The sequence below is a fragment of the Flavobacterium sp. HBTb2-11-1 genome (assembly GCF_009826975.1).
Taxonomy (GTDB): domain Bacteria; phylum Bacteroidota; class Bacteroidia; order Flavobacteriales; family Flavobacteriaceae; genus Flavobacterium.
This window is the reverse complement of record NZ_WUMO01000005.1, coordinates 278,320-290,694: the sequence shown is the minus strand read 5'-3', so window position 1 is coordinate 290,694 and position 12,375 is coordinate 278,320. Positions and strand designations below refer to the sequence as shown.

General features: G+C 35.3%; 7 protein-coding genes. 4 read left to right on the top strand and 3 right to left on the bottom strand.

The features are described from left to right. Positions 1 to 135 precede the first annotated feature (135 nt). The 3 genes from GR162_RS13015 to GR162_RS13005 all read right to left on the bottom strand — a co-directional run bounded on the left by GR162_RS13015 (position 136) and on the right by GR162_RS13005 (position 2,370). On the bottom strand, positions 136 to 519 hold the full coding sequence (locus tag GR162_RS13015; RefSeq protein WP_160782527.1) for a DUF3037 domain-containing protein: 384 nt from the start codon (positions 517 to 519) through the stop codon (positions 136 to 138). Then, positions 509 to 1,288, bottom strand: a complete 780-nt coding sequence (locus GR162_RS13010; RefSeq protein WP_160782526.1) for a HipA family kinase — start codon at positions 1,286 to 1,288, stop codon at positions 509 to 511. The genes GR162_RS13015 and GR162_RS13010 overlap by 11 nt, the downstream gene beginning before the upstream one ends. 233 nt (positions 1,289 to 1,521) lie before the next feature. Then, positions 1,522 to 2,370, bottom strand: coding sequence for an NAD(P)H-hydrate dehydratase (locus tag GR162_RS13005; RefSeq protein ID WP_160782525.1), 849 nt, complete (start codon positions 2,368 to 2,370; stop codon positions 1,522 to 1,524). A gap of 302 nt (positions 2,371 to 2,672) precedes the next feature. On the opposite strand from GR162_RS13005, the gene gcvT reads away from it, so the two are divergent. The 4 genes from gcvT to GR162_RS12985 all read left to right on the top strand — a co-directional run bounded on the left by gcvT (position 2,673) and on the right by GR162_RS12985 (position 12,375). Beyond that, positions 2,673 to 3,755, top strand: coding sequence for a glycine cleavage system aminomethyltransferase GcvT (gcvT, locus tag GR162_RS13000; protein ID WP_160782524.1), 1,083 nt, complete (start codon positions 2,673 to 2,675; stop codon positions 3,753 to 3,755). 199 nt (positions 3,756 to 3,954) lie between these two features. Continuing rightward, positions 3,955 to 5,991: a S41 family peptidase gene (locus GR162_RS12995; protein WP_160782523.1), complete on the top strand. Its 2,037-nt coding sequence runs from the start codon at positions 3,955 to 3,957 to the stop codon at positions 5,989 to 5,991. Positions 5,992 to 6,278: 287 nt separating this feature from the next. Next, positions 6,279 to 6,992 (top strand): YebC/PmpR family DNA-binding transcriptional regulator, encoded by a 714-nt coding sequence (locus GR162_RS12990; RefSeq protein ID WP_129749175.1) that lies wholly within the window; start codon positions 6,279 to 6,281, stop codon positions 6,990 to 6,992. 688 nt (positions 6,993 to 7,680) lie between these two features. Then, entirely contained in the window at positions 7,681 to 12,375 is a 4,695-nt protein-coding gene (locus GR162_RS12985; RefSeq protein ID WP_160782522.1) for a hypothetical protein, read from the top strand.

The following is a 12,375-nucleotide window of genomic DNA, read 5'->3' as shown; positions in this document are numbered from 1 at the left end:
AAGACACGAAGTTTTTTAATCTCGCAAAGACGCAGAGTCGCAAAGTTTTTTTATTCTTTGCGCCTTCGCGACTTTGCGAGATATTTTTTAGTCTAAGCTTAAATTATCTTATATAACTTATATGGTCAAAAACAATTACAAAACGAGTTCTTCAAACAAACGCTGAACCGTTTTCTCCAAATCGGGAGTCAAACCAGGATGCGGTCTTGAGGTTTGGATTGCCGAACTTCTAATGGCCGTTAACCATCGAAAACGTTCTGGAATCTCAAATTCGGCAATTGGACCGCCGTCTTTCGCTCCGTTAGCGATTTTTACTAAAGAGGTTAAATTGCACTCTAATTGTTCGATGTCGAAATCATTAGAAAGCGCTTGTATTTTTTCTTTATTTAAATGAAAAAGAACCTTTATAAATTTGGCTTTTTTGCAAAACAAAATGATTCCGATATTCAGGAATTCTTCGCGCTCTACCCTTGGCACAACACGAATCACAGCATATTCATATAAGTGGTTATCTTGCATTTTGCGCCTGATTTACAAATATTTCTGAATTCTCTAATCTTGTCTTTAAAAATTGCAAATAAACATTTCGCAATCCTTCAGGAGTTTCATCCGCATCTTCCCATTGCAACCAGTCTAGTGGAATTGTATTGACAATTTCTTCTAAAATTTCAGGTGTTAGGATCACTTTAAACTCAGCATCAACTTCTTTTAACATTGAAGCTTGAGGCAACAAAACGTGATCTTTTATCAACGCAAACGGACTTTTAGCGTGCTGTTCCCAGTTATTCCAAGAATGATGGAAATACAAACATGCTCCATGATCAATCAGCCATAATTCTTTATGCCAGATCAGCATATTGGTATTTTTGAAAGTTCTGTCTACGTTTGTGATATATGCGTCTAGCCAAACAATTTGTGAAGCCAATTTAGCATCGACTGTTGTTACAGCAGGATCAAAAGTAATGGCGCCAGATAAAAAGTGAAGCGCCAAGTTTAAGCCTTGACTTCCTTGTAACAAATCCTGGATTTCTTCATCCGCTTCTGTTCTTCCGAAAGCTTCGTCTAGGTTTGCGAAAACTAATTCTGGCAATTGCAGTTTTAAGGCTTTAGCGATTTGTCCGCCAACTAATTCGGCTATTAGGGCTTTTACGCCGTGACCGGCTCCTCTAAATTTTAATACGTATTTAAAATCGTCATCGGCTTCTGCTAAAGCGGGTAAAGAACCTCCTTCGCGCAGTGGCGTTATATAACGCATGACATTTACTGTTCTTAAGTCGAAATTTTTCATATTACAAACTTAAGGTTTTTGCCACGAAGACACAAAGACACGAAGTTTTTTTAATCTCGCAGATTTTACAGATTAAGCAGATTTATGTTCGCTTTTTTGTCATCCTGAGGAACGAAGGATCGCACTAGGAGCTCGACAAAGATTGGCGAATACTTTATGGTTACTGTGCGGAGTTTCTTGTGTGATCCTTCGTTCCTCAGGATGACAAAACGTACAGCTAATTATCAAATTGACTAATTCTCTAATTCTAAAAAAGCTTTCCCTAAATACTTAATAATTGTCGAAGCCGTAAAAGATTCATAACCCGTTTTGGGTAAAGCTAAATCGGCTGTTAATCCGTGGAGGTAGACGCCCATTTTGGAAGCGTATTTGGGTTCGTATCCTTGCGCTAGAAGACTTGTCAGGATTCCGGTTAAAACGTCTCCGCTTCCTGCTGTCGCTAGCGCTGCATTTCCACTTGTATTTTCGTAGACTGACGTTCTGTTTATGATGTATGTCGGAGCGCCTTTCATAACTACAATCACTTTATACTTTTCTGAAAAAGCGATTGTTTTTTGAAATTTCTCAGCTTCAGAATTCCATTTTCCAATTAAACGTTCTAGTTCTTTTGGATGAGGTGTTAGAATGGTATCTTCTGGAACTAACTCTAACCAAGATATATTTTCTGAAATAATGTTCAATGCATCAGCATCAATAACCAAAGGCGCTTTATTGACTCTTAAAAATTCAAATAACGCTTTTTGAGTTCCGAGCTCCTTTCCTATTCCTGGGCCGATTCCGATAGCTTGCGGAATTAGCGGTAAATGAATGTTGGTAATGAAATTTGTGTTTTCATCGGTTACGGTCATTACTTCGGGAATAGAAATTTGAAGTATTTGATAACCGCATTTAGGTATAAAAGTCGTTACGAGTCCGCAGCCTGTTTTGAGGCAGGATTTTGAAGCCAAAACCGCCGCTCCTATTTTTCCGTAGCTTCCCGCAATAATCACCGCATGACCTTGTGTTCCTTTGTGGGTTTGAGGATTTACGGGTTTGTATAATTTCTGAATTTCTTCTTTATTGATTAAATAGGGTGATTTCATCTAGACTATTTTATACAATAAAATTACATAAAAAATTGAAATCATGATTCTTCTTTTGAAACTGTCGCCCCTAGCCCTGATTACTTCACTATATTTTTATTTTTATAGGAGTTCAGTGAACTTCGTTTGTAGCGGCATCTCCCGATTTAGAAAAACAAGGCTTTTTAGCCGTAGTTTTTGTTGATCGGGAATATAGCGGATAGCAGGAAATAGCTCCTAATTATTGCGAAATTTATAATTTAAGGTATTCGAAATCGATATTTTTTGAATAGATTTGCAGAACAATTTTATAAAACAACACAATGAAAAATACTGCGCTTACGCACATACATGAAGGTTTAGGAGCGAAAATGCTTCCTTTTGCTGGTTATAATATGCCTATTACTTATGAAGGGGTTAATGCTGAACACGAAACGGTTCGTAATGGTGTCGGCGTTTTTGACGTTTCGCACATGGGTGAATTTTTGTTAACGGGTCCAAATGCATTGGCTTTGATTCAGAAAGTGACTTCAAACGATGCATCAACTTTAACAATTGGAAGAGCGCAATATTCTTGTCTTCCAAATAATGAAGGCGGAATCGTTGACGATTTGATTATTTATAAAATGAAAGAAGAGCAGTATTTACTTGTTGTAAATGCTTCTAACATTGAAAAAGACTGGAACTGGATTTCTTCTCATAATGATTTGGGAGTTGAAATGAAAAATCTTTCTGATGATTATTCTTTACTAGCAATTCAAGGTCCAAAAGCGGTTGAAGCTATGCAGTCTTTAACTTCTGTAAATTTATCTGAAATCGCTTATTATCATTTTGAAGTAGGTGATTTTGCTGGAATTGAGCATGTAATTATTTCTGCTACAGGATATACGGGTTCTGGAGGATTTGAAATTTACTGTAAAAACGACGAAGTAGAACAAGTTTGGAACAAAGTTTTTGAAGCTGGGGCTGCTTTCGGAATTAAACCGATTGGTCTTGCTGCTCGTGATACTTTACGTTTGGAAATGGGATTCTGCCTATACGGAAATGATATTAACGATACTACTTCTCCACTTGAAGCTGGTTTAGGATGGATTACAAAATTTACTAAAGATTTTACTAATTCTGAGGCGCTTAAAAAGCAGAAAGAAGCAGGTGTTACAAGAAAATTAATTGCTTTTGAAATGCAAGAGCGTGCAGTGCCAAGACACGATTACGAAATTGTTGATGGTTCTGGAGCGGTAATCGGAATTGTAACTTCTGGAACTATGTCTCCTTCTATGAATAAAGGAATTGGTTTGGGATACGTAACAGTTGCAAACAGTGCGGTAGACAGCGATATTTATATTAGAATCAGAAAAAATGATGTTCCTGCAAAAGTGGTTAAATTACCGTTTTACAAGAAATAATTTTTTGCTTTATATTATTAAAGAATGCGTTACGTTTGTAACGCATTTTTTTTGCTTTAAATAAGCAGATTCAGGTTAATTTATTTGATGCGTATTCGTTTAACGGTTAAATGCTTTTCGTTGTCGATATTTTGCTAAAAATACTACAATTTGTAAAAAAATTAGTGTAACTTTAATCATGAACCATGAATTTCCATTTATGAAAAAGATTTCACTACTCCTTTTTTTGCTGACATCAACTGTATTCTTTGGTCAGAACAGCGCAGAAACCTGTGAAATATTAAACAAAATAAATGCGCTTATTCAAGCTGAACATTTGAGACCCAAACCAGTTGACGACAGCTTATCTGTGTTCGTTTTTGATAACCTAATTAACGAACTTGACCCTTCTCGCAATATCTTTTTTAAGAGCGAATACGACGAATTGGCTCAGAAATACCGCTACAACTTAGATGATTTGATCCTAAAGAACGATTGCAGTTTTCTTACTGATATAAAAGCGAAATATGTAAATGGCCTCATACGCACCAAAAAAGTTTTAGAAAAAATCCAGACCATTCCGATTGATTATGTGAAGAAAGATACGATACGTTTTTATAAAAAATCTTTTGCCTTTTATTTAAAGAAAGAAGACTTGGAAAAAGTTTGGATGAAAAAACTGCGTTATCAAATCTTAGATGATATTGCTGAAATGAGCGAAAATCTAGACTCTGTAAAAACCAATTTCAAATCGATTGAACAGGCTTCTAAAAATCAAATTGTTTCGAATGAAATCTGCCGTTTCAGCACATTAATACAATCGAATACCAAACAGGAAGAAAAGCTGTATAATTTCTTCTGCACGTACTTTGACCCGCATACAGCTTATTTTAGCGATGATTCTAAAACTAGTTTTGTGGCTTCTTTATCAAAAGAACATTTGTCGCTTGGAATGACGGTTAATTTGAATGAAAAAAATGAAATTATCATAGATGAGGTTGACCCAAACGGACCAGCGTATCAGACCGGACAAATAAAAAAAGGCGATCAGATTATTTCGATTTCCAATCAGAAAGAAACACTTCAGGTTTCGTGTGCTTCGTTGGAGTCTATATCGACCATGATTTTATCTGAAAGCAACAAACATATCACGCTTACTTTAAAACGCAATTCAGGCAAAAGTTTTGATGTTTATATTGAAAAACAAATGATGAAAGATGAAGAAAATTCTGTTTTCAGTTTCATTATTGGCAAAGACAGCAAAATTGGTTACGTAAAAATTCCGAGTTTTTATGCAGATCTTGATGGCACAAGCAGAAAAGGCTGTGCAGATGATGTGGCCCGTGAAGTAATCAAACTGCAAAGAGACAGTATAAAAGGACTTGTTATTGATCTTATAGACAATGGCGGCGGTTCTATGGAAGAAGCCATAAAATTGGCTGGAATGTTTGTAGACTATGGTCCGCTCTCGATTGTAATTGACAGCAAAAAAGAAAAATCTGTAATTAATGATCCTTTTAAGGGTGTTATTTACCGAGGTCCAATTGTGGTTTTGGTCAATAGCAATACGGCTTCGGCAAGTGAGTTTTTCTCTTCTATCATGCAAGACTATAATCGCGCGCTATTGTTAGGAAGCACGACACTTGGAAAAGCTACGATGCAGACGATTCTTCCGCTTGACGAAGAAAAAAATACCGATTTTTTAAAAATTACAATCAATAAATTCTACAGGATTACGGGCAAAAGCCATCAATACATTGGAGTAAAACCAGATGTTGTGCTTCCTGAATTTTATGAAGATGTTTACCAGAAAGAAAGCGATTTTCTGACGGCCATAAAAAATGACAGCATCGAACCTTTCTTGAAATACAAAACGTATGTCAAGAGAAACTTGATAGATAAAATTGCTAAAAACAGTTCGGAAAGATTGTCAGACAATTATTTTTTCAACAACATTAAAAAGATCAATCTCAAGATAGATCAGCTTGTAAATACTCCAAAAGCAGAGATTCCGCTTACGCTAGATGCGGTTTTTAAACAGAAAAAAACATTGAATGCGCTTTGGACAGAGATTAATACTTTTAATGACGAAAATAATCCGCTAGATGTATACAATTCGAGCGTGAATCAGTTTCTTTTAGGAGCTTATCCTAATGATAAAACGATTAACCAATACCAAATGGATAATCTTAAAACTAACCCTTACCTGAATGAGGCTGTAAATATTATTAATGAATTTAATGGTGTCAGTAAATAGTCTTTAAGTTCTAAGATGCTGAGGTTCTATGTTTTTAGCAATCCCACAACTATCGGGAGCAAAGTTTTATTTATATAGCTTTGTGATTTTTTTATTTTATAGCTTAACTTAAAAATTTCTTTGCGTCCTTTGCGTTCCCGATAGCTATCGGGATTGCGTACTTTGCGGTTAAATTCAACACAAACCGAGTAACTTGATGCCTTGAAACTTGAAACAAAAAAGAACAATTTTGTTTTTGTAAAAATTAGGAAAACCTTATTTTTGCATCACAAAACTAAAAATTAGAAATGGGAAGAGCGTTCGAATTTAGAAAAGGAAGAAAAATGAAACGTTGGTCAGCAATGGCCAAAACATTTACCAGAATTGGTAAAGATATCGTAATGGCTGTTAAAGAAGGCGGACCAAACCCAGACGCCAATTCTAGATTAAGAGCTGTTATTCAAAATGCAAAAGCCGCTAACATGCCTAAGGACAATGTGGAGCGCGCGATTAAAAATGCAAGTAATAAAGATACTGCTAACTATAAAGAAATTTTGTTTGAAGGATACGCTCCTCACGGAATTGCAATCTTGATTGAAACTGCTTCTGATAATAATAACAGAACGGTAGCCAACATCCGTAGCTATTTCAACAAATGTAATGGAACAATGGGAACTCAAGGTTCTGTTGAGTTTATGTTTGACCATACTTGCAACTTTAGAATTGCAAAAGATGGTATCGATGCTGAGGAATTAGAATTAGAACTTATCGATTTTGGTGCTGAAGAGGTTTTTGAAGACGAAGACGGAATCTTAATCTATGCTCCTTTTGGAAGTTTTGGTGCTTTACAGAAAGAATTAGAAAACAGAGGTCTTGAAATCCTTTCTTCTGGTTTTGAGCGTATTCCTCAAATCACAAAAGAATTAACTGAAGCTCAAATCGCTGACGTTGAGAAATTGATCGAAAAAATCGAAGAAGATGATGACGTAATGAACGTTTATCATACCATGAAAGAAGATTAATCTTTCTATAAAATATATTTTAAAAAAAGCTCTGGATTTTTCTGGAGCTTTTCTGTTTTTTGAAGAACTTTACTTAAATAACTGTAAAAACAAAAAGCAAACCATTATTCAGCGTGAAATGGATACGTTATTTGGACTCATTTTAAACTAAGCTTAAATACTTCAAAAGATAACATTTCGATTATATTTGCAATACCTCAAATAAAATTAAAACTAAAAATGCAAACATCAAAAATCACACGAATTGCCGTAGTAGTACTGGTTCTTTTGTTCTTAGCACTAAGCGTTATTAGCTGTAGCGCACATGTACACACTCGCAGCCCACACCCTGCCCCAGGTAAAATACCACCAGGACAAGCCAAAAAAATGACTGGAGACCAAAGCGCCAAAGCATATGCTCCAGGTCAACAGAAAAAAAGATAATAAGCACAGGCCTTCCAATTTTGGAAGGCCTTTTTATTTTTTCTTCACAAAATGTGGAAACCCGTAATGTTTTGTCTAATTAAAAGTTTATTTTTGGCGAAATTTTAACAATCTATTACGTTTTAAAACCCAAATCAGATTTATGAAAATAACTTTACTTTCTTAAACATTGCTTTCAAGATTAGAATTTCGCAAGTTTATTCTCAAAGCATTCTTTTCTTCTTTATAGCCTTATCTCAAAACACATAACCAAACCTACTATAAATTGAAAAAAATTACTTCAAAGTTTCATTCTTTTGTATTTAGTATAGTTTTATTTTTATCAAGTATTAACTGTTTTTCAAACTCGAACATTGATACTATTTCAAATGTTAAAAAGAGCAATCCAAAACAGTCAATACTTGATCAGCAAGTTGTAAAAAGCACATTCAACGGCGTTACCGAAAGCGAATTTACGAGCTCATTTATAGCGAAAAATTACCCTGTAAGTGATCCAACCAATCAATTTCTTGAAAAAGCAAAAGAGGTTTTCAATGAAATCGAGAAAAACGATAATCTTACCGATTATTTAGAACCTAAAAATCTAACAATGCTACCAATAGGAATTAAAAAAACTATTGGCGGCATTCAATATTCTTTAGGGATTAGCAATGCCAAATTTACTCCTCAATATACTGAATTAACGGCTTTTGTAAAAATTGTACTTCCGCAAACAGATTCACAAGGAAATAGAAAAGAATTATTTTTTGGAGCCAATAATATCAAACTTTCTCATAAAGGGGGCCTAGTTGGTGACACTAATCTAGTTTTACTGGGTGATGTGCCAATTCAGATGTTTGGCGATAAAACGCTTTTGGTTTTAAAAGGCGGTATGGAAATGGCCACCGGTACTGTTACAAACAAGACCTATGTCACTATTGATTGTAACGGTTTTAAGGAACTTGGTGTAGATGCAGAGGTTCTATTCTCAAGAACTATGCTTGAGCCTGTTGATTCAGCTTATAATCCTATTGCTGGTGATAGTCGTGTAACGGCAAAATTTAAGGCTGTTGTTGGCAACTGGAATGATATTTTGATTGATATCAGCCTACCTACTTTTCAATTGACTAAACATCCTGGGTATTGTTTTGAACTGAACAGAGCGGTCATTGATATGAGCGATTTGAGAAATTCAAGTAATATTGTTTGGCCAAAAGATTATGAAAAGGATTATCTAGTGCCTGGAAATGAAAAACTATGGCGTGGATTTTATGTTCAGTCTTTAAAATTAGTTTTACCATCCCAATTTAAAAAGAAAGGCACAAACGAACGAATTACATTCCAAGCTACCAATCTGTTAATTGACAGAATGGGAGTTTCTGGTGTTTTTTCTGGAGACAATATCTTAAATATTAATGAAGGAAATGCTTCTGGATGGCAGTTTTCTGTAAATCATATTGAATTAGGCTTTAGAGCTAACTCTCTTGTTTCTGCAGGATTTAATGGCGGAATTGTTTTACCAGTTTCCTCGGGACAATGCACATCAGACGCGAGAGGAGAACTTGGATATACAGCTCTTTTTAATACCATTGACAATGAATATCTTTTAAAAGCTGAGGTTACTAACGATATTTGCTTTCAGGTTTTTAAAGGTAAAGCTAACTTAGAAAAGAACTCTTACGTAGAACTAAAAGTAAAAGAAGGCAAATTTTTACCAAAAGCCGTCCTATACGGAACTCTTTCGCTTAAAGCGAGTAACAAACCTGTAACCGCTGCTGAAGCTGTTGCTGGAGTAAAAGAGAAAACAGAAGGAGAAAACGCAGCGGATGAAAAAGAAACTGCTGTTTTCAAAGGAATTATATTTCAAAATCTAACTCTTCAAACTGTTAATCCAATTATTACTGCAGATTATTTTGGGTATAAAAACATAAAGGAAGATGACGCAAAGGTTAGTAACTTTCCTGTTACCATAAATGAGATTGCTTTAATAGCCAACACTGAATCGGCAAGCTTAAAAGTCGATTTAGCTATCAACTTAATGAAGGATCAATTTAATGGCCAGACAAAATTCTATGTTATTGGAAAATTTGCTCCTGAAGAAGGAATTCAGAAATGGAAATTCGACCGTCTTAAATTTGAAGAAATTAAAGTTGCTGCCGATCTTGGAGGAGTTAAATTTAAAGGAAGCATTACCATATTAGACAATGATCCTATTTACGGAAATGGATTCAAAGGAATGCTGGGCGCCGATTTTACAGGAGGAATTTCTGTTGAAGCCAATGCTATATTTGGTTCAAAAAGCTTTAGATATTGGTATGTTGATGCAATGGTCGACAACCTGAATATTCCGGCAGGCGCTATTACCTTTAAAGGATTTGGCGGTGGCGCTTACTACAAAATGAAAAAAGACGGATTTAGCAACAGTTTTGTCGCTTCTGGTTCTAACTATGTTCCAGATATCGATTCCGGACTTGGAGTTAAAGCCATGATTAAATTTGCAGGTACTGCTACTGCAGATGCTTTTTGGGGTGGTGCTGGATTCGAAATTGCATTTAATACACATGGAGGTATAAACCGAATCAGTATTTATGGTGAAGGACACGTAATGCAAACTTTCGAAATACCTGGAGCATCAGAATTAACAGAAGCTTTAAAAACTGTAACTGAAAATGAATCTTTAATGTCATCAGTTGCATTAGAGGCACTAAAAACTTCAAATCTTTCTAAAGCGGCCGAGCAATTGTACCCTACAGATGTTAAAGCGCGTATGGGAATCAATGCATTTGCAGCAATCGAATATGATTTTAGATCTAAAACTCTTCACGGAACTTTTGACTTGTATATAGATACTCCTGGAGGTTTTATTAAAGGTCGAGCATCTGGCAACAGAGCTGGGTGGGCAGTACTACATTTTGCACCGGACAAATGGTATATCAGAATGGGAACTCCAACAGATCGTTTAGGAATAAAACTGGCTATTGGATCTTTTGAAGTTGAAGCTGGAGGCTATTTTATGATTGGAGATGATATTCCCGCAAGTCCTCCTCCACCATCTATTGTTGCCCAAATTCTTGGGGTTAGTGCAGAATCTCTCGATTATATGAGAGATGAAAATAGCATAGCTTCTGGCAAAGGTTTTGCATTTGGATCTGATTTTAGTTTAAAAACAGGAGATTTAACTTTTCTGGTATTTTATGCCAACTTCCAATGCGGATTTGGGTTTGATATTATGGTGAAAGATTATGGCGAAGCACAATGTAAAGGTTCGGGGCAAATTGGTTTAAATGGATGGTATGCTAACGGACAATCTTATGCTTATTTGCAGGGAGAACTGGGAATCAAGATTAAATTGTTTATGATTAAAAAGAAAATATCCATCATAAAAGGTGGCGGTGCAGTTCTTTTACAGGCTAAACTACCAAACCCCGTCTGGATTCGAGGTTATCTTGGAGGTTATTTCAACTTACTAGGAGGTGCGATAAAAGGCAGTTTCAGGTTTAAATTAGAATTTGGTAAGCAATGCGAATTTCTTAATGATGCTCCCTTAGGTGGCTTAAAAACAATTGCTGACATTACTCCAGCAGAAGGTACAAAAGATGTTAGTGTTTTTGCAGTTCCTCAAGTTGGATTTAATTTTCCAGTAGAAAAGAGCTTTACATTAGAAGAAGATTCTGGTGTTAAGACATATAAGCTCAAATTAGAAGAATATACTGTTAAAAAAGATGGTGTCATTATTCCGGGAGAAATCACATGGAACCAAACTAAAGATTTATTAAGCTTCACTCCTTTTGATGTATTTCCGCCGAATTCAAATCTAGTGAGTACGGTAAAAGTAAGTTTTCAGGAATTTACTAATGGAGCGTGGAAAACAGTTTATGACGATGGACAGATTGCCACTGAAACTGAGGCTCGAAATTTCACTACAGGACTTGCACCAAACAATATTCCTGTAACTAATATCGCGTATTGCTATCCTGTAATAGACCAGAAATATGTTTATCAAAATGAATCCAAACAAGCATATATAGTGCTAAAACAAGGACAACCTTACTTATTTGAATTAAAACAAGGACAGTCTCAAAAAGCATTCTATAAAACGGGAACAGCTTCGAGTACAGGAACAATAACTTATAATAGCACTCTAAGAAAAGTAAGCATAGACTTGCCAGTGTTACAAACGTCTAAGACTTATAATATTTCCTTAATGACGCTCGAAACAAAAAGCGATGTCAATAGCAATTTAAAAGAAAGCTATACTAAACAAGATTTGGGTGAAAATGCAAATGTTGAGATAAAGGATAGTAAACTGGCAGAAGTTGTAACTGGTGGAGATGGTGTTGAATTATTGCAATATAATTTCAATACAAGCCAATACAATAGTTTCGCTGAAAAAATGGCGGCTAAAAAGCCAAAACAGACCCTAGTAGAAATTATCTACTCTGATGTTCATGCTTTACAGTCGCTAAACAGCTCAACTGAACCTTTTGATGAAATTGAGATTATAGGAAATGCAAAAACAATGTATGTTCCTTTAATCAATACTGAAGCAATATTAGATGACAGTTACTACAAAAATGAAATTTTCCCTTTAGTTTACCAAGGATATCCTCTAGAAAATGATTTCCAATTTGATAGAAGTAACTCCTCTCTTGGTGTTCCTCCAACAAAAGGTGTAGAAACTTTAGCATGGTACCAGGATTATCTCATCAATAATCCAACAAGCTATATGTTAAAGGAATATCTGCCTTTCCGATATAATCTGCCATATTATTATAAAACAGATTTTGTCAATTTGAGATATAAAGTGGTTAACAAATATTTAAACACTTTGAATCAACAAATGATTACGAAGTATGATTACATCATTAACGGAAAATTCCCTTATATCAAACAAGGAACCTATAACATAAAACTGAATTACACTCTTCCAGGAGGACAATTGGGAAGCAGTTCAGTATTCACATTCAATAAATCAATTTAA